This window comes from Paraburkholderia sp. EG287B (assembly GCF_040965595.1).
In the GTDB taxonomy this organism is placed as follows: Bacteria; Pseudomonadota; Gammaproteobacteria; order Burkholderiales; family Burkholderiaceae; genus Paraburkholderia.
The window spans coordinates 118,730-141,271 of sequence record NZ_JBFRCG010000003.1 but is presented as its reverse complement, the minus strand read 5'-3'; the positions used below and the strand labels follow the sequence as shown (position 1 = coordinate 141,271).

Sequence of the window (22,542 nt, the reverse complement as noted above, 5' to 3'; positions counted from 1 at the left end):
CACAACCAGTGGCAAATGCCGAATTCGTTTACCTATACTCGTTTGACTCTGCAAGGCAGCCCCATTTTCCGAACACCAACAAAACGGAGCGTGAAATGCGAGGAGCGATGCTTAAGACGAGTTGGGTGCTGCTGACTTTCCTTCTGTCGAGTGCCAGTGTTGTCGCGCAGGCGGGTTCGACCTGCAGCGGATTGAGTTGCTTTTTCCGCGGTCAGCTAGTCGAGCAGAGAACGAGCCTGCGCCTGAGCGCAAGCGACTTCACGAAACTGCTAAACACGAACGCAACGGGCCAGCAATTACTGCAAGTTGCCGGCACACCGCGCTGCGATATCGAAATCAAGTACTTCCGCTACCTCACGATAGGCGGCGCGGGCGAACCCACCATGTCGAGCGCCGCGCTGATGATCCCTGGCGGTAGCGCGTCCTGTACGGGGCCGCGTCCCCTCATGCTGTACGCGCACGGCACCACGACCTACCGCAACTACAACATCGCCGACATCACCCAAACTGACCCGGCCAACGGCGACGGTGCGGGCGAAGGCATTGCCGTGGCGGCGATCTACGCGGCGCAAGGTTATCTCGTCGTGGCCAGCAACTATGCTGGCTACGCGGGCTCCCCCTTGCCGTACCACCCCTATCTGAACGGCGACCAGCAATCCGCCGATGTGATCGATTCGTTGCGCGCGGCCCGCTTCGCCATGGCCCTACCGGATCCGGGAAACAAGACGCGTGAGAACGGCAAGCTGTTCGTCACCGGATATTCGCAGGGCGGCTACGTGGCACTCGCCACCCACCGCGCGCTGCAGGCGGCCGGCATCAACGTCACCGCTTCCGCGCCTGGCTCGGGTCCCTATGCGCTGGGCGCAATGGCCGATGCTCTCGTCCAGGGCGAGGTCGACCTCGGCTCGACGATCTTTACGGTGCTGGTGACCACGAGCTACCAGCATGCATACGGCAATATCTATCGCAAACCAGGCGACTTTTTCGAGGCGGCCTACGCCCCCGGCATCGAGAACCTGTTGCCGAGCGTCATGTCCACGGATACGTTGTTCGCCAAAGGCAAACTGCCCGCAACGCAGCTGTTCAGCAGCACGCCGCCCGCGCCGCAGTTCGCCTCGTTGACGCCGCCTCTTGCGCCGCCGCTGGCGCCTGCTGAATTGACCCCGCTCTTCGCGTTGGGATTCGGCACCGCGAATCTCGTGCGCAACGCTTATCGTCTGAGCATGCTCGAAGACGCCATCGCCAATCCGGACGGCGCGTTTCCCACGCCGACCGCCGCGATGGCCCCCGCTGCCAGTCCGGCCCAGCCGCTGCGCCAGGCGTTCAGGCGCAACGATCTGCGTAACTGGGTGCCGCACTCGCCCGTGCTGCTATGCGGCGGCCACCTCGACCCGATGGTGTTCTTTTTCAATGCGGCGATCGAGCAGGCCTACTGGAAAAACGCCAACGTCGCGCCGGGCCTGACGAGCGTGCTCGACGTCGATTCCACGCCTGGCGCGAACGATCCGTTTGCCGCGGTGAAAGCGGGCTTCGCTCAGGCCAAGGCATCGGTCGCCGCGCAGGCGGTTCAGGGTGGTGCAACGGATGGTGGAGAATCTGCCGTGCTCCAGGTCTACCACGCTGACATCGTCGCGCCGTTCTGCATGGTCGCTGCGCGCGGGTTCTTCGGCAATTTTTAGTTTGCTGCTGCGATCAAGCCCGCATGTGAGCATGGCGGTCACGTTTGCCACTCTTTGACTGACACGCCATGCTTCGAGAAGCTTACGCAAGCCCTCCGGGCGTTCGAGCGCGATGTCGTGCCGGGGCAGGAGTACCGAGAAGACTTCGAACTGGCTCGGATGGCGAGCAGCGCGTTTCTGACGATGACAACCGCTTCATTTAATCAAACCACCAACCTTGATTTTCTTGATCAACGCAATCCCACGCTGAAGAATTGCTGTTTCGCCCTCATCACCCACCCTGGCATCCAGAAGTTCCTGCAGACTGTCCAGGTTGTACTTGAACAATTGCTTCGGCGCTGGATTGTTTCGCAGGAAGGTGGTGACCCCTTTGCGGCGCGGGCCATCCTCTGCGTGATGCGCTTCCAGCCAATCACCGGCGGTCGGCATGCGTCCCAACTGAGCCTGGGTACTACTCATCCATCTGGCAAACGCAAAGGGGCGCATGACATCGTCAGGCGCAATTCCGCGGCTGCCGGGATGCGGGTTGGGCACTTCGGCCAGTGAAGGAAAACGCTTCGGGACGTTTTCTGGCGACATGGAGTTCGCGTATTTACGCAGCTCTGGAATCTCGATGATCGGCTTTTGAACAATGGGCAACACGGCAGTCAATCTTTGGATCGAGCCATTTTTCTTGCGATCTAATGCACTTTTCTGAATGCGAGGGTCCATATGCCCGACCACGACCGGCACATTGGTTCCGACCGTCGTAATCAGCCCCGCGCACATATGGCAGGGCGCCAAGGTGGAATAGATGCGCACGCCATCCGGCAATTTGCTGGCGTTGTTCTTGGCCAGATACGCAAGCACCATGCTGGTTTCCGCATGGAAGCAGCCGTTCAGGCGATTGATATTCACGCCCCATCCCAGAATAATATCGGTGTTGCTCACCATAATGGCAGCCACATTATGTCCCTGCTGCAGCGCGGTCCGGCTATCCGGCAATGCCGCCCCAGCCAGTGCATAGGCAACCTTCATCCACAAATTGTCTTTCTTGCTTGGCTCGGTCACGTACGTGCCAGTTTGAACCGGCACGCAATCAATCATCCGCGCGAGCATGCTTTTCTCATTCACGTCGCTAACTCGTGAATTATAGACATATCGGCATCTCTTGATTTGATCATAGATGTCGTACGCACCCCTCGTCAGGTCAACTTTTGGAGAATTGAATAAATTAATCCATTTTCTTAACGCGTCAGAAGAGGTTGGAAATGTCTCCAGCCTTGCTTTCTCGTCCCACCATTTTGGCAAGTTGATTCGTTGAGAAATCTGGAAATCACCGTCACCGCCTAATGCAAATGAATCAGTAATACCATCGTCCGTCGGGCGTACGAATTTTGCGTTGAATCCGTCCAGATAAACGATGCTGCGAACGTTTCGCTGCCAACCCAGCCCCAAACACATCTCAGTCGGCACATAGGTTGTGTAGATATCGCAACCGGAAGAGCGGTCGAAATTGTGCAACAAATTGACGATGGCTTTTTCATGCGCTTGATTGCCAACAACGCCGATCGCTATTACTTGATTATTCGATACGAGAAGGGCTACATCCTTTCCACCTTCGTTTTCTTTATCGCGCAACGCCATTGCCAGAAAGAAGTAATGAATATTCATCTCGATCCTCTTCCAGTGGCCAGTTTTTCCCGTCTGCGGCGCACGCCGGGAATTATCGCTGCGTCAGAAGTGTAGACCATGAATTGCTTGCACCCAAGGTCCAGGAACGCCTGGTTGCAGACGGTGCGAAATATCCATGTGGGAATTCGACGATATCCAATTCGGATAGTCACGCGGCCGAAAAGCAACCGGGAAGCGTGGACGAATTCGGGTGAGTGTTTGGCTATTCAAGTTGTACTTTATGCCTCTCACATACATTCGTCCCCTTACGAACTCACGGCATCCAGGCAGGAATCGGAGTGCGATCGTTCGTTACAACAAATCCCCCAACACCTCCGCTTGACCCGACTACCGTAGTCACCTTCACGATCGATACCCTGTTCAACAGACAGGGTATCGATCGAAATGGAAACCGCCCGCGATCTCACCGACGACGCCTTCCTCGAAGCCTTTCTCGCCTGCCGGTTGCCACCGGGCGCTTTCAATCATCGCAATCATCTGCGCGTGGCGTGGATACACCTGCAGCGCTTTCCGCTGGACGAGGCGATCGAGCGCACCTGTGCCGGTATCGCGCAATACGCCGCGCATCTCGGTGCGCCGGGCCAATACCACCGTACAATCACGGAAACGCTGATCCGGCTCATGGCGCATGCGGGCGCATCGGATCCATTGCGCTCGTTCGATGAGTTCCTCGCGCGCGCACCGGCTTTTTCCGGCGATTGCCGCGCGCTTGTCGCCGCGTACTATTCTTCCGATAAGCTGAACCGGCCGGAAGCGCGCGTGTTCTTTCTCTCACCCGATAGACTTCCCTTGCCGTCATGACACGTCTCACTCGTCTCACTCTAGGGCGACTGGCACGCGAGTCGGGACTCTCGCGTTCCTCGCTCCTGCACTACGAAACGCTGGGCTTGCTCGTGCCGATCGCACGCAGCACCGCGGGATACCGCCTGTACGACGAGACACAACAAGAACGCCTGCGTGCGATTTGCGCCTACCGGGCCGCCGGGCTGCCATTGGCCGCAATACGCGACGTACTTGCGAGCGAGGGCAATGCAGCCGCACAGATCCTCGAAACGCATTTGATGGCATTGACGGCGGAAATCGCGCGTCTCAAGCAGCGTCAGAATGCGATTGCCACGTTGCTCGCACAACCATCGTTTCGTCGGCGAGGAAAGAAGCGTGGCAAAGACGCGTGGGTTGCGATGCTGCGTAGCGCCGGCTTCGACGAAGCAGAGATGGACAAGTGGCATGCAGGGTTCGAGGCAGAAAACCCCGACTCGCATGCAGCGTTTCTGGTTTCGCTCGGGCTGACGCCCGAAGAGGTGAAGGCCATCCGCCGGCGCGCGAAGCTCACAGGCAACGCAGCCATCAGCCATGTGGCCTGGTGAAGGTCATTGAGCGTCAAAGTCCCGAATGTGCGCCACCGCACGTTCTCGCGCGACTCCAACGCACGTCGTTGCGCTTGCCCGCGTACTCTGCAGCAATCGGCTTTCGTTTACCACTCTCGCCAACCAGGAGCCATTCATTCCATGCACGAAACAAGCGATATGGTTCGCGCGTTCATCGAGGAAGTCCTGAATCAAGGGCAGATCGACGCCGCAGAGCGGTTTTTCTGGGAAGACATGGTCGAGCAGGTGCCGTTCCCCGGCCAGGGTCCCGGTGTCGAGGGCCTCAAGGATGTCGTACGTGCAATGCGAGCGGCGTTCCCGGACATGCATTGGCGCGTCGAGGAACAACTCACAGAAGGCGACCGCGTGCTGACCCGCTTCGAATGGATGGGCACGCACAGGGGAGCGTTCCTCGGCGTGGACGCGACGGGACGCTCCGTCAAGGTCTGGGGCATGGTCATCGACCGCTTTCAGGACGGCAGGATCAAGGAAACCCGCCTCATCATGGACACGCTCGGGCTGATGATTCAGCTAGGCGCGGTTCGCCCACCGGGCCAGTAAAACCGCGAAAGCCGGGTTGGTCCTGCGACCCTCCGCAGGCGCCAACCCGACAAGCGCCCCTCTTCGCCCGTTACAACGACAGCTTGCACGCCTCATGCAGCGACGTGAGTCTGCGCACGGGCTCCGCTACATAAGGGTTGCTCTCGTCCCACGCGTAGCCCGCCAACACCGAGCTAATCATCCGACGGATCAAGGGCGTCTGGCGCGGGTAGTAAATGATGTCCTGCAGTTCGCCCGTGTACCAGCGCTCGACGAACGCGCGGAACGTGTCGATCCCCTTGCGCAGCGGCACGTCGTATTCGGCCTGCCAGTCCACGGCCGCGCCGTCGAGCAACCGCTCGAGCACCTTCACGGCCAGGTGCGCCGAACGCAGCGCGATGGTGACGCCCGAAGAAAACACCGGATCGAGGAACTCGCCCGCGTTGCCGAGCAGCGCGAAGCCCGGGCCATGCAATCGTTCGACGTTGGCCGAATAGCCACCGATCTGGTTCACGGGCATGAGAAACGGCGCGTCGCCGATCAGGCGGTTCAGTGTCGGCTCCTCGCGAATGAGCGCGCGCAGCCGCGCCTCGCGTTCCGCTTGCGGCACGTCGAGGAAAGCGGCATCGGCAACACAGCCCACCGACGAGCGGCCGCCCGCGAGCGGGATCATCCAGAACCACACATCGCGATGCTCGGGGTGCGTCGCGATGCAAATCTTGTTGCGATCGAAGGCGTCAAGCGGCAGCCCGTCGCGCACGTGGCTGAAGATCGCGGCACGCGTCGGCATACCGGTGGGCGCCTCCAGATTCAGGAGGCGCGGCAGCACGCGGCCGAAGCCGCTCGCGTCGAGTACGAAACGCGCGTGCACTTCATAGCGCGCCTGGTTTTCGTCGATCACCTCCAGCACCGGCGCATCGCCCGTGCGCATGCCCGTCACCGTGTGGCCGAAGCGCACTTCGGCGCCCTGCTTCGCGGCGCAGCCGATCAACAGATCGTCGAACTTCGCGCGCTCGACCTGGTAGGTCGTGCCCCAGCCCTCTGAGTGTTTGTCGCGGAAGTCGTACGACGATACCTCGTCGCGCCACACGAAATGCGCGCCATTCTTGTACTGAAAGCCGGCCTCCACCACCGCCTGCAGCATGCCGGCCTCTTCGAGGTACGCCATGCTTTGCGGCAAGAGGCTCTCGCCAATCGAAAAGCGCGGGAAATGCTGGCGCTCCAGCACGAGCACCGAGCGTCCGGCCTTGCGCAATAGGGCCGCAGCGACTGCGCCCGAGGGGCCCGCGCCGATGATCGCCACGTCGACGGTTTCGCGTCGCGTGGACGGCGTAACTGCTTCTCCAATGCTCTTTTCCATAGTCCTTTCCCTTCTCTACGTCCTGACGCGCTCTGTTACGTCCTGTCACGTCCTGTTACGACTGTATGCCCAATGCAAGCGCACTGCGCTGCGCGAAACCGTGATTCTGACACCCCGCGCCCCGCCCTTGCATTTACAATGCCGATTCTCGTCCACGACCGCATTCGCAACGGATAAAAAATATGTCGGTTTCCGAATCAAATTACGTCCCGTTCGTACCGGAAACGGCCTTCGGCATCTGGTTTCTGCGCACCCATACGTGGGAGCATCATGTGCTGCGCGTGGCGATCAACGACCTCAAGCGCCTCGTGGACGTGCCGTTGCCCGACGCGCCCGAAATCGTCGATGTCGGCTGCGGTCAGGGCAAGTCGTTTCGCCTGCTGGCCGAGGCTTTCCGCCCGCGCCGCATCGTCGGGATCGACTATCACGAGGCGTCGCTAGAACTGGCGGCGCGTGCCGCACGCACCTGCCAGGACAAATTGCAGACGCAAACCGCGTTCGAACTGCTGCACGGCGACTGCGCGAGCCTGCCGCTATCCACGGCCAGCGCGGACATCGTCTTCTGTCACCAGACTTTCCATCATCTCGTCGAGCAGGAACGCGCGCTCGCGGAATTCCACCGCGTGCTCAAGCCGGGCGGCGTGCTGCTGTTCGCCGAATCCACCGAGGCTTATATCCGCTCGTGGGTCATCCGCCTGCTGTTCCGCCACCCCATGCACGTGCAGAAGAGCGCCAACGGCTACCTCGAAATGATCCGCACGGCGGGTTTCCACTTTTCGGAGCGCAATGTTTCGCTGCCCTATCTGTGGTGGAGCCGTGCGGCCGATTTCGGTCTCTTCGAGCGCCTCGGCCTGCATCATCCCAAGCCTGGGAAACGGCGCGAAACCCTGGTCAACGTAGCCGCCGTGAAGGCGGCATGAAGGCGGCATGAAGGCGGCGTGAGCCGGGTCGCCCGCCGCCCCCTGCCGCGGGTTACTTGCCGCCCTTGAGGGTCACCACGTCGCCGACGAGCGCCACGCCGGCGATCATTGCGCCCGCGCCACACGTGAATTCGGTGGCGCTTTCGCGCAGTTCGTTCTTGTAGTTGCTCTTGATGTTGATGACCGCGTTGCCGCCTTCCTTGCGCGCGCGTTCCTGCAACTCCTGCACGGCCGAAAGGAACACGTGCTGGCAGGCCGCTTCGTCGCTCTTGCCAAGCGCGTTCGTCTTCTTGTTCGTGGAGAACTGGCCCAGCGTTTTCTTCACCGCCGGATGCGGCTGGCCCGCAAAGTACAACGCAATGTCGTCGCTCACCTTGCCGGGCTCGCTCTGGAGCGCGACATCCACGGAATAGGTGTCGACCGTATTGCGTGCGTAGGCTTGCGGCGCCGCGAAAGCCGCGCACAGCGCGGCGAACATCCACAGTTTCTTCATTGCTTTTCTCCGTTGGTTCAGTTTGCCTGCAGCTCCACGAGGTCGCCCGTGACAGCGATGGCCGCCGCGCTCTGGCTCACGCCGCAGGTGTATTCGGTGGCCGAGCCGGTTTCGTTGCCGTGAAAGCGCGTGGTCACGTTGATGACGGCGTTGGCGCCCTTGTTGTGGGCGTCCGCGCGCAGCTTGTCGAGTGCCATGGCGAGCACCTTGTTGCAGCTGGCCTCGGCGCCGTCGGTCGCGCGGGCGACACGCAGGGAGTGCGAGGCATCACCCACGTGGCGCACCACTTCCGGATGCGGCTGCGCACCGAAATACACTGCGATTTTTGCGGCGGGGTCCACGCTGGACGCGGCTTTTGCCGTCGAGAGAGAAGCGACGGGCTGGATCGGCAGCGTGAGGCGCTCCGATCCGCAAGCGGCCAACGTCAGGCTGACGATCGCGGCCGTGCTCAGCGTGAGGCAAGTCTTTTTCATTGGAATCCTCATTATTTTCAGGGTTGCCCGAAACTTCAGACTGCATTCCAGGCGCGAAACACCAGGCTGGCGCAACTGCCGCCGAACCCGAATGAAACCGACATCGCCGTCTCGATGCGCGCGTCGCGCGTTTCACGCACGAGCGGCATGCCGGCGGCCGCCGCATCGAGCGCTTCGATGCCCACGGCGCCCGCAATCCGGCGATCGCGCATCATCAGCAGCGTGTAGATGGCTTCGTGCGCACCGCACGCGCCGAGCGGATGACCGCTGAGCGCCTTCGTCGACGAGAACGCGGGCACTTCGTCGCCAAACACGGCGCGCAACGCGAGCAGTTCCTCGATATCGCCCGAGGGCGTCGAAGGCGCATGGGTGTTGATGTAGTCCGGGCGGCAGCCGGCCTCGCCGAGCGCCTCGCGCATTGCGCGCGCAATGCCGCCCGCTTGCGGCGCGACCATCTGCGCACCGTCGGTGCCATGACCGTAGCCGGTCAGCTCCGCGTAGATGCGTGCGTTGCGCGCTCGCGCATGCGCGAGCGATTCGAGCACGAGGATGCCGGCACCCGAGCCGATCACAAAGCCGTCACGCTGCGCGTCATAGGGCCTCGACGCTCGTTCCGGCGTGTCGTTGAAGCCGCGCGAGAGTGCGCCCATCGCGTCGAACATCAGCGTCATGTTGTCGTGCAAGCCTTCGGCGCCACCCGCGAGCACGATGTCCTGGTGGCCTGTCTGGATCAGTTGCAGGGCCTGGCCGATCGCGAGCGCCGAAGTCGTGCACGCCGACGAAGGCGAGTACGTGACGCCTTCCATTCCGAACACGTGCGCAAGATTCGCCGATGTCGTGCTGCTCATCGCTTGCGGCACCGTATAGGGCGGCACGCGGTCGATACCGCGCGCGTTCGCGCTTTCCATGGCCGTGTCGTACGCCGACATCGTGCCGACGCCCGAGCCCACCACGGCGCCGGCCCGAGGCGTGCGCAGCGTATGCGCGTCGAGATCCGCATCCACAATGGCGCTGCGCGCGGCGTGGCAGGCAAAGCGCGCCGTGTCGCCCATGAAGCGTTCTGCCTTGCGCTCGAACGGCGTTTCGCCCGCAACCGTTGCCACCGCCGCCACCTGGCTCGCGAAGCCGCGCTCGCGCCACGCCTGAACGCGCGTGATGCCGCCGCGTCCATCGCGCAGGCGCGAGGAAACGCCGTCGAGCGTATTGCCGAGGCACGAGACGATGCCCATGCCCGTCACGACGACGCGCTGCAAGCCGCCCGCTGATGTCGATGTCCGCATGCTCAACGCGCGCGCCGGAAGATCAGCGACGTGTTCACGCCGCCAAACGCGAAGTTGTTGCTCATCACGTATTCGGCGTCTATCGTGCGCGCCTCGCCCCGGATGTAGTCGAGCGGCGCGCAGGCCGGATCGACTTCGGTCAAGTTGAGCGTGGGCGCGTACCAGTTGCGCTTCATCATCTCGATCGTCCACCACGCCTCGATCGCGCCACAGGCGCCGAGCGTATGGCCGATATAGCTCTTGAGCGAGCTGATCGGCATGCGCGCACCGAAGGTCTCCGCCGTAGCCTGACTTTCGGCCACGTCGCCGCGATCCGTGGAGGTGCCGTGCGCATTCACATACGCGATCGCTTCGGGGGCCAACTGCGCGTCGGCGAGCGCCTGGCGCATCGCGACCGCCATCGTCGCCGCCGTGGGCTGCGTGATATGCGCGCCGTCCGAATTGCAGCCGAAGCCCACCACTTCCGCATGAATGCGCGCGCCGCGCGCCACGGCATGCTCATATTCTTCGAGCACGAGCGTCGCCGCGCCCTCGCCCACCACGAGCCCGTCGCGCGCGGCATCGAACGGACGTGGCGTGAGTTGCGGCTCGTCGTTGCGCGTGCTCGTGGCGTAGAGCATGTCGAACACCGCTACGCCGGGCCCCGAGAGTTCCTCGGCGCCACCGGCGAGCATCAGCGTCTGCTTGCCGTTCGCGATCATCTCGTACGCGTAGCCAATGGCCTGGCTGCCCGAAGCGCACGCGCACGACGTCGGCACGATGCGCCCCTTGAGGTCCCAGAAGAGGCTCACGTTCACGGCCGTGGTGTGCGGCATCATCTGCACGTAGCTGTTCGACGTCACGTCGCTCATCGAGCCCGTTTCGAGCATCTTGCCGAACGCGCGCACCGGCTCGACCGAACCGGCCGATGAACCATACGCCACGCCCATGCGGCCATCCTTGATCGACGGATCGTCGAGCAGGCCCGCGTCGGCCAGCGCGTGTTCGCTCGCGCGCACTGCGTAGAGGGAGACCGGGCCCATCGAACGCGTTTTCTTGCGCGGGTAATCATCAGGCGCAGCGAACGCCGGCAGGGGGCACGCAAGGCGCGTATGCAGCGCCTCGATATAGTCCCAATCGTGCACGCGCTTGACGGCGTTGACGCCGCGCTTGAGCGCGGCTTCGACCTGCGCCCACTGATCGCCGAGTGCGGTCACGCCGCCCATGCCGGTAATGACGACGCGTTTCATCAGACCATCCCGCCGTTGACGCCGATGACCTGGCGCGTGACATAGGAAGCCGCGTCGGACATCAGAAAACCGACCACGGCCGCGACTTCGGCGGGCTGCCCCACGCGATTCATCGGCACGGCCTTGAGCGCGTGTTCGAGCGGTACGTCGTCGAGCATGCCCGTATCGACGAGCCCGGGCGCGACGCTGTTGACCGTGATGTTGCGCGTGGCCAGTTCGACCGCGAGCGCTTTCGTTGCGCCAATCAGCCCGGCCTTCGCAGCGCTGTAATTGACCTGCCCGCGATTGCCCGTCACGCCCGACACCGAGGCGACCGTCACGATGCGGCCGCCCTTGCGCGCACGCACCATCGGCATGACGAGCGGATGCACGACGTTGTAGAACGCATCGAGGCCCGTTTCGAGCACGATGTCCCAATCTTCGTCGGTCAGTGCGGGGAACGCGGCGTCGCGCGTCACGCCCGCGCAGCAGACGATGCCGTAGTAGGCGCCGTGCGCCGCCACGTCGTCTTCGAGCGCCGCGCGGCATGCGGCGCGGTCGCGCACGTCGAACTGCAGCACGCTGGCCGTGCCGCCCTGTGCGACGATGCCCGCGGTGACGGCATCCGCTTCGTTGCGGCCCGTGCGGCAATGCACGGTGACGGCAAAGCCGTCCGCGGCGAGATGATAGGCGATCGCGCGACCAATGCCGCGGCTCGCGCCGGTGACGAGAACACGCCGGCTCATGATCTGGAATTCTCCTCGATGAAAGTCTGAAAATCGCGCGGCTGGTACACCTTCACGGTGGCCTCGGCCAATGGTTTGTCATCCTGACTGATGGTGCAGCCGTACGCGCCGTGGCCTTCTTCGCTGCGCAGCAGTTCGTTGACCGTCACGCTGAGCGGTCCGCCGCCGGCGAACGCGCCCTGCGCCGCCTCATAGCGGCGCGTGCCGAGCAGTACGCCTGGGCGCGCGGGCTTGCCTTCGCGCATCGACAGCAGGCCGACGTGAGCGGCGATCGCCTGCGCCATCAGTTCGATGCCGATCCACGCGGGCATCGCGCCCTGCTCGTCGGCATACCATGCATCGGCGTGCACCCTGGCCAGCGCCGTGAGCGATTCGTCGCTGCATGCGGCGACCGAGTCGAGCAGCAGCATCGTGCCGCGGTGCGGGATGATCGCCTCGATCGGCGGGAACGCATCCGTCGAGGAGGAAAGAACGGAATTCATTGGCCTCGATCATCGTCCGAGTATGAGTGAAACGTTGCTGCCGCCAAACGCGAATGAGTTGCTCATCACGTATTGGCGCACCCCGTTGCGCGGCAAATGCCGCCCGTCTTGAACCAGGTCGAGCGCGGGCAGCGCCGGATCGGCTTCCCCATCCCACAGATGACGCGGCAGCGCGACGTCGTCGCGAGCGAGCGTGAGCCACGCGAGCCCCAGTTCGCTCGCGCCTGCCGCGCCGAGCGTATGACCCGTGAGCGGCTTCGTGCCGCTCGCGGCCACGCCGTCGGGAAACACGCGCGCCATGAGATGCGCTTCCATCTGGTCGTTCTTGATCGTGGCCGTTGCGTGCAGGTTGACGTAGCCGATCGCGGCCGCGCCGATGCCCGCATCGGCGAGCGCCGCGCGCAATGCGAGTTCGCCACCCGCGCCCTGCGGGTCGGGGGCGGATATGTGGTGGGCGTCGCTCGACTCGCCCGCGCCCGCGAGCATCACCGGCCCTTCCTCGCGGCTCATCAGGAACACCGCCGCGCCCTCGCCGATGTTGATGCCGCGACGCTGTGCGCTCATCGGGTTGGTCCGTACGGGGCTCGTCGATTCGAGCGAGGCGAAGCCTTGCACCGTGAGTTCGCAAAGCGAATCGACGCCGCCCACGACGACGGCATCGCACAGGTTCGCGCGCAGCAGACGGCGCGCGGCGGCGAACGCCTTGGCGCTCGAGGTGCATGCCGTGGAGATCGTATACGCCGGGCCGCGCAGATCGAGCGCCGCGGCGGCGAACGGCGCGGCCGTGCCGATCTCCATCTGGCGGTAGTCGAACGTCGAAGCGGCGTCTTGCTGCACCGGCTGCGTGAACGTCGCTTCCACGGCGCTGATGCCCGACGTGCTCGTCCCCAGCACGACGCCGATACGGCCCGCGCCGAAGCGCTCGCGCGCGGCTTCGATGGCGGGTCGGATCTGCGCCAGTGCGGCGAGCAGAAGCCGGTTGTTGCGGCAGTCGTAGCAGGCGAGCGACGCGGGCGGCGCAAGGTCGAGCGGCGCCTTCACGCTGCCCGCGAAAGCCGTGCCGGTGCGCGTCGCGATCGGCCCCATGCCGGGCGCCTCGCCGCGCGCGAGCGCTGCGACGATCGCAGGTACGTCGTCGCCGAGCGCATTGACCATGCCGAGCGCGTGCAAATAGACAGGGAGCGCCATCAGGCCTTTCTCCGGTGATTCGTGGGCATGCCGATCGGCGCGAGCATGACGGACACCATGATGCCGAGCGACAGTGTGGCGCCGAAGCTTTTCAGCGCGGGCATGGAACTCATGCCGAGCATGCCGAACGAGAGCAGCGTGGTCGCGGCGGACAGCAGCACACCGGTCCATACCGCGCCGCGATCGGTGGCAGCGCGCGTCGCGCCTTCGCGCAGAAAGACGGCGTAGTTCGCGCCGACGCCGAGCACGAGCATTAGTGCCAGCATGTTGAAGAGATTGATGCGCACATGCGCATAGCCGAATGCGGCCAGCGTGACGCCGATGGCGAGCCACACCGGCAGCGCGACCGCGATGGCCCCGCGCCAGCCGTAGCGGAACATCAGCAGCGCGAGCACGAGCGTGAGCGCGCCCGCGAGCCAGATCGCACCATCCTGCCGGTACACGCCAAAGAGCCGCGATACGCTCGCGGCCTTGTCGACGAAGCTCACACCGGGCAGCGCGTGCGCGACGTCGAGCAGCGCGGGCGCATTCGCAGCGGACACGCCCTGCGGAATCACGATCGCCGCGAATGCGCCGGGTGTGCTCACGGATCGCCCGAGCCACAGGTGGCGGAACGGCTGCGACCAGGGTTCGGCAAGCCATCCGTCCACGTGCAGCACGGCAGCGCCCGAGTGCGCCCCGGCATCGAGCCACGTTTGCGCCACCTCGTCACGAAAGCCCGCCGCGCCCAGCAGCGTGCGCAAGGCGGCGGGATCGGCGAACACATGTGCGCCGAGCAACGCGCGATCGGCCCGCTGCCGTGCTTCGGACGGCACGAACGACGTGACCGATTGCCAGCCGCTCAGCGCGGACGCGCCCGTGAGCATGCCGAGCCGCGCGCACAACGCCTCGGTGCGCTCGAGCACGGCCTCGGGCGACGCGCCGCGCACGACGAAGAACTGCGCGCTGTTGTCGACGCCCACGGCGCTCGACACCACGCGCTCCTGCGCGACGAGCGCCGGGTCCCGCTGGATCAGCAGATGAATGTCGTCGTCGCTGCGCAGTTGCAGCCACCCCGGCACGGCTACGACCAGGAGAGCGAGCGCGACGCCCCAGGCGCGACGGCCGCCGATCAGCGCCTGCCATTTCGCGAGCGAGCCCGCGGCCACGGCGAAGAGCGTTTGGGGACTGCGGCGCGCGGGCTGCGTCATGAGGCTCGGCAACAGCCAGATGACCGAAGCGAAAGCGGTGAAGATGCCGACGATGGCGAAGCACGCGATCTGCCTGAGCGCCGGAAACGGCGCGAACGTCAGGATGGCGTAGCCAAGCAGGCTCGTGCTGAGCGCCACCGTGAGCGCGGGCAGCACTTCCCGCGCGCCGCGCCGCGCATCCCAGCCGTGCCGCGTGCCCAGGTAGACGACGAAGTACTGAATGGAGTAATCGACCGCCTCGCCGATCAGGCTCGCGCCGAACACGAGCGTCAGCAGATGCAGTTTGCCGAAGACGAGCATCGTGGCCGCGAGCGCGCACACGATGCCGAGCGCCGTGGAAACGAAGCCCAGCAGGATCAGCCGCGGCGAGCGGAAGATCCACAGCATCAGCAGCGCGATGCCCACCGCCGAAACGATGCCGATCACATGGACGTCGCGCTCCGAGGCGCGCCGCGCAGACTCGGCATAGAACACGGCGCCCGTGCGCGCGAGCGTGACGTCCGGCCACGACGCCTTGAGCGCCATTTCGCCGTGCGCGACGGCCAGCAGCACGCCTCGCTGAACATCGGATTCGTAGGCTGATCCAGGCAGCGTGCCGATCACGAGCACGCTCGTAGTGTCAGCGCGATGCGCAACGAGGAAACCGTCCTCGACGGTGAGATTCGATGCCGCGAGCGGCAGCCCCGCGAGCCAGTGCTGAAGCCAGCCGAAGGGATCGTCGGCGAGCGCCGTTGCGAGACCCGCGTCCGGCAGTCCATAGAGGCGCTCGGCGAGCGCGCCGCGCAGCGTTTCGGTGCTCCCGGAGGCAAGCGCACGGTCTTGCGCCGTGAGCAGGCCAAAGCGATATGGCAGGTAGAAACGCGTGATGCGCCCGAGGTCGAACGGCGGGACTTGCGCCGTCACCGAAGCGAACGCGTGACTTGCGCTGAGCACCGCGCCCAGTTGCTGCGCCGCAGCTTTCGCGTGCGCCGCGTCGCGGCTCGACACGAGCAGCACGGCGCGGTTGCCGAGCGCGCCCGCGAGCTGGTCCACGGCCTCTTCGGCCACGGGGTCCGCTTCGGTTGCGGGCAGCAGCGCGAGCAGGTTGGTCTGCAGGGGCGTCGGTCCCGCAAAGCGCCAGGCGCAATACAGCGCCGCCGTAAGGGCCAGCAGCAGCCACGCGGCCCGCAGCGTCCACTGCCGCCGCGACTGGGTTGCGGTGCGAAGCTCGGAGGAACTCACTATGGCGTTCCGAAAAGCTTCTGGTCGGCGGGCGTCAGTTCGGACACCTGCGCGCTGCCGCTAAAGTCGTATTGCGTGACGTCGCCGTTGGCGAACGTGATGCGCAAGCTGTGCAGGAAGTCGCCGCCTTCCATCTCGATGCCGCGCAGCGCCTGCGCGATCTGCGGCTGGCGCGGCACGAGGCGCATCTGCCATTGCGAAGGCGTGCCGCGTGCCGTCACGTCGAATTGCGAGTACAGCCCGCTCAGGTCGCCGCCCAGCATCGCCCGCATCATCTTCGCGATCTCCGCCGCACCACGTGCGCCCTGCGCACCGCTGTTCCGGGTGCGCTGATCAGGTTGACCGTTGGCATCGATCACGGTGACGCCGCTGTCGCGCATGATCCACGTTTTCCTGTACGGCGTTTCGACCTGCCAGATCACGCCGTGCTCGCGAAAGAACAGCAGCGAGCCCGTGCTGACGAGCGGGGCTTTCATCGCGGCAAGCGTCTGCGTTTGCGTGAAATGCGCACGCACGCCGTTCGCGCGCGCAAGACGCGCCGCGATCTGCGAGACGAGTGCCGCGTCGCCGGCGTTCGCGCCAGTGCTCACGTTCACGGGCGCCGTCGCGGCCCGCGCCGGCATCCACACCGACTGAAGCGCAAGCAGTGCGGCCACCGCCGCCGCGTATCGTTTCAACGCGCCCATGCACGCTCCAGCTTTTCGAGCACGACAGGCGGCGAGACGAACTGCAGCTCCTGCGTGGCGGCGTTCACTGCGACCTGGATCGTGTAGCCCTTCGTGAGCCGCGTACGCGAATCGCGATCGTAGATTTCGTAGCCGATTTTCAGGCGATTTTCGTACTCGAGCAGGTGTGCGCACACCTCGAGCTGCTGCCCATAAATAGCGGGCCGCACATACTTCAAATGCGCTTCGACCACGGGCCACACAAAGCCCGACGCCTGCATCTCGCGATAGTCGTAGTCGAACTTGCGCAGCAGCGCCGCGCGGCCGAACTCGAAATACTTCAGATAGTGGCCGTGCCAGCAGACGTTCATCGCGTCCACGTCGTGGAACGGCACTTCCACGTTCGCGCTCGCGCTCAACACCGGCACCACCTTGCGCGCCTCGCTCATGGCCTGCCCTCCGCGTTCTGCCCGAGGAAGTCGCCTGCTGCGATGCGCTCCGTCATGGCACGGAGTTCGTGTTCGAGCGCGCGGTCCTCGTCGACGAATGGCGACGTCGCGGCCACGTCTTCCATGAACGCGGCAAGCGGCTCGGGAATCACCGTCGCGGCGTTGCCGCGCAGACGCAGGCGCGCGGCCTGCACCGTGGCGAGCGCGTGAGCGGCCGCGACCTGCTCGGTCAGTTGCAGCACGCGCAAGCAGTCGCGCGCCGCGATCGTCCCCATGCTCACCTTGTCCTGGTTGTGCGCCTCCGTCGAGCGGGAGAACACGCTCGCGGGCATCGTGTGCTTGAGCGCCTCCGCCGTCCACGCCGACGACGAAATCTGCACGGCCTTGAAGCCGTGATTGATCGGCGCGCGCGCACTCGGCGCGCCCGTGAGGTTGCGCGGCAGGCCGTTGTTGAACTTGTCGTCGACGAGCAAGGCGAACTGGCGATCCATCAGATCGGCAAGATTCGCCACGGCCGTCTTGAGGCCGTCCATGGCGAACGCGATATGGCCACCGTAGAAGTTGCCGCCGTGCAGCACGCGCTCGCCGTCGGGATCGATCAGCGGATTGTCGTTGGCGCTGTTCAGTTCGTTCTCGATGTCGCGGCGCATCCACGTGAGCGCGTCGTTCGCCACGCCGATCACGTGCGGCGCGCAGCGGATCGAATAGCGGTCCTGCAGCCGGTGGCCCGGCGTGTCCGGACGGCGGGCCAGGTCGGCGCGGATCCAGGCCGCCGCCTCGCCCTGCCCCGCGTGCGGCTTGGCTTCGAAGATGAACGCGTCGAAATGCGCGGCGCGCCCGTCGAGCGCCACCGTGGCGAGCGCGGTGAGACGTGCGGCCAGGCGCGCGAGCTGCGCCGCGCGCGTGAACGCGAGACAGGCGAGGCCCGTCATGACCGCCGTGCCGTTCATCAGCGCGAGGCCTTCCTTGGGCGCGAGCGTGAGCGGTTCGCGGCCTAGCGCGAGCCACGCGTCGCGCGCCTCGCACGGCGCGCCGCGAAACTGCACGCCGCGCTCGCCGACCAGCGCCGCCGCGACATACGAAAGCGGCGTGAGGTCGCCGCTTGCGCCCACCGAGCCTTCGGCGGGAATGCGCGGCAACACGCGATGATTAATGAGATCGGCGAGGCGTTCGAGCAGCACCGGGCGCACGCCCGAAAGCCCGAACGCCAGCGAATTCAGACGCGCGGCGATCACGGCGAGCGCCGAGGCGTCGTCGAGATACTCGCCCATGCCGCAGCCGTGATAACGCGTGAGCTGCAGCGGCAGGGCCTCGACGAGCGCCATCGGCACGTCGACGACGCAGGCATCGCCGTAGCCCGTATTGACGCCGTACACGGTCGCACCGGCGGCGAGATGCCGGCGCAAGAACTCCGCGCCGCGCGCGATGCGTTCGCGCCAGGCCGGGTCGTCGTTGAGCCGCACGGCGGCCTCCCCGCGCGCAACCGCCACGACGTCCTCGATCGTCAAATGGCGGCCGCCGACTACCACGGCATCCGCGTCGACTCCGGCATCCTTCAGGTCAGTCTCGGCCATTCGCTCCCCCACTGGGGCGCGCCCAGAAATCGTAGAAGTTGAACCATTGGTACGGCGCCTTGCGGCAATAGTGTTCGAGGCGCGACGCAAAGCGCTGCGCCCATGCCGCTATATGCTCGGCGCGGCCACGCCGCGGCAGATCGATGCGCTCGGCAAACGGCTCGAAGTAGAGCCGGTAGCCCGCGTGCTCTTTCAGGCAGAACAACAGATAAACGGGGCACGCAAGCGCGTGCGCCAATACATAGGGGCCCTGGGCAAACGCGGCTGTCTCGCCGAGGAATTGCGCTTCGGTGGTACGGCCGGTTTCGCGCGCAGGCGTGCGGTCGCCGACGATGACGAGCAGCTCGCCGCGCTCGATGCGCTCCTGCATCATCAGCGCCGTCTGCGGGCCGAAGTCGCTCACCGGCACGAGATGCTGCGCGAAATCGTGATGGGCGGAAGCCAGCACGCTGTTGAAGCGTTTCGCGTGCTCCGTGTAGACGATGGCCGTCACCTTCGTTTGCGCGCCGCGCACGGCCAGCGCCCGCGCCATTTCGAGGTTGCCGTGGTGCGAGCCGATCACCAGCGCGCCGCGGCCGCTCGCGATCAACGCGTCGAACGCGCGTGGGTCGTCGATCTCCACGTCGGCCTCACCGACGCGGCCTGTCCAGGCGGCCAGCTTGTCGAAGCCCGATTGCGCGAACGAGAGCATATGGCGATAGGCCGTGAACCAACCCGGACGCGGCGTCTCGCGTTCCGGCGAGCACTGGCGCAGCCGGTCGAAATAGCGTCGCGAAGCGTCGCGTGCGGGGCGGCCCGTGACCAGGAAGTAAGCGACGATGGGGTGCAGCCAGAGCGCGGTGAAGCGCCGTCCGAACAGGCCGCAGCTCCAGGCGAGCAACGCCATGCCGAGCCGGCTGCCGCGTTCGGCCGTGCGCCACCACGGGTCGTTGCCGTCGCCCGCCTCCGTGCGCCGCGGCAGGGCCTTGTGCGCGAGCAGCAGCGGCAGACGCGCGAGCATGCCCGCGACGAGCCGCGTATGGCTGCAGCTGATACGCACGTTGTCCCACAGCACGTCGAAATGCGAGACGCCGTCGGCCGCGTAGGTGACGGCGGTCGGAATCGAGACGAACGCCACGCGCCGCCAGTGCAGGCGCACGAGAATCTCGATGTCGAAGTCCATGCGCTCGGGCAGCTTCACGCTGTCGATCAGCGCACACGCGAGGTCGAGCGGATAGAGGCGAAAGCCGCACATCGAATCGCGGATCGCGAACGAGAGCGTCTCGATCCAGACCCATACGTGGGTCAGATAGCGTCCGTAGAGGCGCGCTTTCGGCACGCTCTCGTCGTAGACGGGCTGGCCGATCACGACCGCGCGCGGATTCGCCTGCGCGGCGGCGAGAAAGCGCGGGACGTCCGCGGCGTCGTGCTGGCCGTCGGCGTCGATTTGCAGCGCGTGCGTATAGCCGGCGTCGCGCGCGGCGCGCAGCCCCGCCATCACCGCCGCGCCCTTGCCGCCGTTCACGGGCAGGCGCCGTAGCGTGAGCTTGCCGGCGTAGCGGCGCGCGAGGTCCGCCAGCACCTGCTGGGTGGCTTCGTCGCTGCCGTCGTCCACGACGATGAGCGGCAGGCCGTGGACGATCAGGTTCGCCACGGTGCCGCCGATCGCGTCCTTGTGGTTGTAGATCGGAATGACGATACAGGCCGCGAGGCTCATGCGGGCTCCCTGTACACGAAGGCGCCGGACGCGCAGTCGCGCTCACCGACGCGCCACGCGAACGCTACGCGCCGGCGCGCGGCGTCGTGCTTGAGCACGAGCTTAAGCAGCACGCCCGGCGGCACCGGCATGGTGAATTTCAGTTGATCGATCGAGGCGAGCGCGCGCACGCCGGGCACCCAGTCGCGCGTGAACCGCATCGCCCAGTCCACCTGCACGACGCCCGGCAGAATCGGCAGGCCCGGAAAGTGGCCCGTGAAATGAACGAGCGTGTGCGGCACGCGCAGTTCGAATGACCGCCCTTCTGCGTCGTCCCATTGCGCGAGCAGCTCGAACCCTTCTGCGCTGGCCGCAAACGCGCGGGCAACCGCTTGCGCCTGCACCTTACCGCGCGAGTCGACTGGCAGCGCGCAGTGAATGCGCCAGTGGCGCGGCAGGACGACCGTGTCGAACCAGGCGGCGAGATGGCGGCGCAATGCTCTCAGGAGCAGAACGCGGCCGTCGCGGCGCAGCGTTTCGCGGCCCTCCGCGGTGAGTACCACGAGCGCGCCAATGCGCTCGCGCGAGCCGCCTTCGAGCAGTACGGTCCTCACTTCGGCAACGCCGGGATGCAGCAGCAGTTTGCTCTCCATCTCGCTGAGCGACACACGCTTGCCGTCGAGCTTGACCACGCGGTCGAGACGCCCTTGCAGCACAAAGCGGCCGTGCTCGTCGAACGCGGCCCTGTCGTCGGTGCGATGCCAGCCGTCGTGGCCGAGATGCGGCGAGCGCACTTCGAGCGCGCCGCCCTCGTTCGCTGCGCCCGCGCGCACGGCGATGCCCGGCATGGGCGTCCACGCTTGCGCTTCGTCTTGTCTGCGCCAGGCGATGCCGCCCGTCTCCGTGCTGCCGTAGATCTCCAGCGGCGCGGCACCGAACGTGGCGGCGTATTGCTTCGCGGTGTCGAGCGGCAGCGGGCCGCCCGACGAGAAGAACGCGCGCGGCTGCGGGGCGAGTGTCGCGAACCCCGGCAGATCGGGCCAGCGCGAGAGCTGCGCAGGCGTCGAGACGACGACGGTCGCGTCGCACTGCGCCGAACATTCGGCAATCCGCGCCTGCAATTGCGCCGGGTCGGCACAGGTCGCGCGGGCGAACGGCCTGCCCGCGGCCAGCGGCCAGAAGACGCGGAACAGCAGCCCGTAAATGTGGTGATGCGGCACGCTCGCGAGCACGGCCGAGTCGCCCAGCAGTGCACCCCACGCGGCTTCCAGCGTATGCACTTCGGCGTCGAACTGCGCGAGCGTCTTGTGGACGGGCTTCGGCGCACCGCTGCTGCCCGACGTGAACAACGTGAGCATCGCATTCGCGTCGATCGCCATGCCGGGCTCGACGGGTTGAACAGCGGCCGTATCGGCGCACCACGCGGCAAGCTCGTCTTCGTCGAGCACCGCGTCGTACGCGTCGCTCAGTTCGGCGAGGTAGCCCGGCGTCGCGTTCGCCGGAATCACGGGCACCTTGCCTGCAACAAGCAGTCCGAACAAAGTGCAGGCGAATAGATACGGGTCGTCGCTCCATAGCGCGAAGCGCAGGCCCGGCCGCGTGCGCATGCGCGCCGCAATGCCAAGCGCATGCGCACGGAACATAGCGAAATCCGTTACGTTGGCGCCATCGACGCAAACCACGCTGCGCGGCTCGCGGCAACGCGCCACGAGAAGCTCGTGCAATGCGATCACACCGCCTCCCGTCGCGCAGCACGCGGCAGCATGATCCATTTACGCCAGACGAACTCGCCGGCGAGCAGTGCGCCGATGATCACATACGCGAGCATGCCGTTGTAGAGCGACCAGGCGCGAGCAGGCCAGGCGAGCGCCGTCCAGGCGGAAAACATACTGTTCAAAGCGAAAAAAACACACCAGAGTTGCGTGACGCGGCGCGTATAGCGCACGATGTGCGCGGGCGGATCGGCATAGGTCAGACGTGCGAATTTTTCGATCATCGACGGCCCCTTCACGAGGGTCGCGCCGAAGGCGACGAGCAGCCCGAGATTCACGAGCGAAGGATACAGGCGCATGAGCCGTTCGCTATTGGTGATGACGATGGCCACCGAGGCGACATTGAGCATGACGGCCACGGCCCAGTCCACCGGCGTGAGCTTGCGCAGGGTGGCGGCGAGCGCGCCCGTGCCGGCCACGCGCTGCATCCAGAGCAGCAGGAGCAGCAACAAGCCCACGAAGCGCGGCGAATCCCAGCGCCACGCGCAGAGGATCACGACCGGGTAGGCGAGACCGGCGAGCAGCTTCCATTTGCTGCGCGCCCTGCCGCCTGCCACGTTGCTCTCACCTGCCGCGGCAGGCTCAG

Annotated in this window: 21 protein-coding genes; 5 read left to right on the top strand and 16 right to left on the bottom strand. The window is 65.5% G+C overall.

Features of this window, described 5'->3' with window-relative positions; all coding sequences use genetic code 11:
- Positions 1–107: 107 nt before the first annotated feature.
- A complete protein-coding gene (locus AB4Y40_RS05960; RefSeq protein WP_368686833.1) occupies positions 108–1,679 on the top strand; it encodes an alpha/beta hydrolase family protein in 1,572 nt (523 codons plus the stop codon).
- 195 nt (positions 1,680–1,874) lie between these two features.
- Here AB4Y40_RS05960 and AB4Y40_RS05955 read toward each other — a convergent pair whose 3' ends face one another.
- Positions 1,875–3,332 (bottom strand): Bd3614 family nucleic acid deaminase, encoded by a 1,458-nt coding sequence (locus AB4Y40_RS05955; protein WP_368686832.1) that lies wholly within the window; start codon positions 3,330–3,332, stop codon positions 1,875–1,877.
- 405 nt (positions 3,333–3,737) lie between these two features.
- On the opposite strand from AB4Y40_RS05955, the gene AB4Y40_RS05950 reads away from it, so the two are divergent.
- The 3 genes from AB4Y40_RS05950 (at position 3,738) to AB4Y40_RS05940 (ending at position 5,281) form a co-directional block, all read left to right on the top strand.
- Positions 3,738–4,154 carry a hypothetical protein gene (locus tag AB4Y40_RS05950; protein ID WP_368686831.1) on the top strand — a complete coding sequence of 139 codons (417 nt, stop codon included), beginning with the start codon at positions 3,738–3,740 and terminating at the stop codon, positions 4,152–4,154.
- Positions 4,151–4,720 (top strand): MerR family transcriptional regulator, encoded by a 570-nt coding sequence (locus AB4Y40_RS05945; RefSeq protein ID WP_368686830.1) that lies wholly within the window; start codon positions 4,151–4,153, stop codon positions 4,718–4,720. The genes AB4Y40_RS05950 and AB4Y40_RS05945 overlap by 4 nt, the downstream gene beginning before the upstream one ends.
- A gap of 141 nt (positions 4,721–4,861) precedes the next feature.
- Positions 4,862–5,281 (top strand): ester cyclase, encoded by a 420-nt coding sequence (locus AB4Y40_RS05940; RefSeq protein ID WP_368686829.1) that lies wholly within the window; start codon positions 4,862–4,864, stop codon positions 5,279–5,281.
- A gap of 70 nt (positions 5,282–5,351) precedes the next feature.
- Here the strand turns inward: AB4Y40_RS05940 and AB4Y40_RS05935 are convergent, their stop codons facing one another.
- Positions 5,352–6,620, bottom strand: a complete 1,269-nt coding sequence (locus AB4Y40_RS05935) for an NAD(P)/FAD-dependent oxidoreductase (RefSeq protein WP_368686828.1) — start codon at positions 6,618–6,620, stop codon at positions 5,352–5,354.
- 182 nt (positions 6,621–6,802) lie between these two features.
- Between AB4Y40_RS05935 and AB4Y40_RS05930 the strand changes: the two genes are divergently transcribed.
- On the top strand, positions 6,803–7,540 hold the full coding sequence (locus AB4Y40_RS05930; RefSeq protein WP_368686827.1) for a class I SAM-dependent methyltransferase: 738 nt from the start codon (positions 6,803–6,805) through the stop codon (positions 7,538–7,540).
- Between the two features lie 52 nt (positions 7,541–7,592).
- Here AB4Y40_RS05930 and AB4Y40_RS05925 read toward each other — a convergent pair whose 3' ends face one another.
- Genes AB4Y40_RS05925 through AB4Y40_RS05860 form a run of 14 tightly spaced genes read right to left on the bottom strand, consistent with a single transcriptional unit; the run spans position 7,593 to position 22,513 of the window.
- Positions 7,593–8,033: an excinuclease ABC subunit A gene (locus tag AB4Y40_RS05925; RefSeq protein WP_368686826.1), complete on the bottom strand. Its 441-nt coding sequence runs from the start codon at positions 8,031–8,033 to the stop codon at positions 7,593–7,595.
- Between the two features lie 17 nt (positions 8,034–8,050).
- Positions 8,051–8,506 (bottom strand): signal peptidase, encoded by a 456-nt coding sequence (locus tag AB4Y40_RS05920; RefSeq protein ID WP_368686825.1) that lies wholly within the window; start codon positions 8,504–8,506, stop codon positions 8,051–8,053.
- 35 nt (positions 8,507–8,541) lie between these two features.
- On the bottom strand, positions 8,542–9,786 hold the full coding sequence (locus AB4Y40_RS05915; protein ID WP_368686824.1) for a beta-ketoacyl synthase N-terminal-like domain-containing protein: 1,245 nt from the start codon (positions 9,784–9,786) through the stop codon (positions 8,542–8,544).
- Positions 9,787–9,788: 2 nt separating this feature from the next.
- Positions 9,789–11,015, bottom strand: coding sequence for a beta-ketoacyl-ACP synthase (locus tag AB4Y40_RS05910; RefSeq protein WP_368686823.1), 1,227 nt, complete (start codon positions 11,013–11,015; stop codon positions 9,789–9,791).
- Positions 11,015–11,740 (bottom strand): 3-ketoacyl-ACP reductase FabG2, encoded by a 726-nt coding sequence (locus AB4Y40_RS05905; RefSeq protein WP_368686822.1) that lies wholly within the window; start codon positions 11,738–11,740, stop codon positions 11,015–11,017. Before AB4Y40_RS05905 ends, AB4Y40_RS05910 begins: the two co-directional genes overlap by 1 nt.
- Positions 11,737–12,222, bottom strand: coding sequence for a hotdog family protein (locus tag AB4Y40_RS05900; RefSeq protein WP_368686821.1), 486 nt, complete (start codon positions 12,220–12,222; stop codon positions 11,737–11,739). The genes AB4Y40_RS05905 and AB4Y40_RS05900 overlap by 4 nt, the downstream gene beginning before the upstream one ends.
- A 9-nt stretch (positions 12,223–12,231) precedes the next feature.
- Positions 12,232–13,413, bottom strand: coding sequence for a beta-ketoacyl-[acyl-carrier-protein] synthase family protein (locus AB4Y40_RS05895; protein WP_368687109.1), 1,182 nt, complete (start codon positions 13,411–13,413; stop codon positions 12,232–12,234).
- Complete coding sequence (locus tag AB4Y40_RS05890; protein WP_368686820.1) at positions 13,410–15,821, bottom strand: MMPL family transporter; 2,412 nt, start codon at positions 15,819–15,821, stop codon at positions 13,410–13,412. Before AB4Y40_RS05890 ends, AB4Y40_RS05895 begins: the two co-directional genes overlap by 4 nt.
- Positions 15,821–16,507, bottom strand: coding sequence for an outer membrane lipoprotein carrier protein LolA (locus AB4Y40_RS05885; protein ID WP_368686819.1), 687 nt, complete (start codon positions 16,505–16,507; stop codon positions 15,821–15,823). Before AB4Y40_RS05885 ends, AB4Y40_RS05890 begins: the two co-directional genes overlap by 1 nt.
- Positions 16,495–16,935, bottom strand: coding sequence for an acyl-CoA thioesterase (locus AB4Y40_RS05880; protein WP_368686818.1), 441 nt, complete (start codon positions 16,933–16,935; stop codon positions 16,495–16,497). The genes AB4Y40_RS05885 and AB4Y40_RS05880 overlap by 13 nt, the downstream gene beginning before the upstream one ends.
- Positions 16,932–18,509 carry a histidine ammonia-lyase gene (hutH, locus tag AB4Y40_RS05875; protein ID WP_368686817.1) on the bottom strand — a complete coding sequence of 526 codons (1,578 nt, stop codon included), beginning with the start codon at positions 18,507–18,509 and terminating at the stop codon, positions 16,932–16,934. Before hutH ends, AB4Y40_RS05880 begins: the two co-directional genes overlap by 4 nt.
- Positions 18,496–20,205: a glycosyltransferase gene (locus AB4Y40_RS05870; protein ID WP_368686816.1), complete on the bottom strand. Its 1,710-nt coding sequence runs from the start codon at positions 20,203–20,205 to the stop codon at positions 18,496–18,498. Before AB4Y40_RS05870 ends, hutH begins: the two co-directional genes overlap by 14 nt.
- Positions 20,202–21,917 carry an AMP-binding protein gene (locus AB4Y40_RS05865; RefSeq protein ID WP_368686815.1) on the bottom strand — a complete coding sequence of 572 codons (1,716 nt, stop codon included), beginning with the start codon at positions 21,915–21,917 and terminating at the stop codon, positions 20,202–20,204. The genes AB4Y40_RS05870 and AB4Y40_RS05865 overlap by 4 nt, the downstream gene beginning before the upstream one ends.
- Positions 21,914–22,513, bottom strand: coding sequence for a hypothetical protein (locus AB4Y40_RS05860; protein ID WP_368687108.1), 600 nt, complete (start codon positions 22,511–22,513; stop codon positions 21,914–21,916). The genes AB4Y40_RS05865 and AB4Y40_RS05860 overlap by 4 nt, the downstream gene beginning before the upstream one ends.
- Between the last annotated feature and the right edge of the window lie 29 nt (positions 22,514–22,542).